Here is a 374-nt window from a genome sequence, read left to right on the forward strand (position 1 = left end):
TCAGGCCCCGTGTATCACGGCCCGCTGAGCCTGCTTCAGAACGGAAACAGGAACTGTAAGCAACATGATACTTTGGCAGATCTGCAGGTGTCAGAATTTCCTCCCGATAATAATTGGTTACCGGAACTTCTGCTGTAGGAATCAGATAGTATTCAGTATCCCGAAGCTTGAAAAGATCCTCTTCGAATTTGGGAAGCTGTCCTGTGCCATACAGACTGTCCTTATTAACAATATAAGGAGGCAGCATCTCTTCATAGTTATGCTCTCCGCTGTGAAGATCCATCATAAAATTAATCAGCGCCCGCTCGAGCCGTGCTCCCAGTCCCTTATAGAAAGCAAACCGGGAACCGGTAACCTTTGCAGCAGCTTCGAAA

At 47.3% G+C, this 374-nt stretch carries 1 protein-coding gene; it reads right to left on the minus strand.

Features of this window, described 5'->3' with window-relative positions; all coding sequences use genetic code 11:
* The coding region (locus ACNPNW_RS06150; protein ID WP_448766731.1) for an aminoacyl--tRNA ligase-related protein at positions 1 to 374 on the minus strand (374 nt) is incomplete at both ends.

The organism is Acinetobacter endophylla (assembly GCF_053543775.1).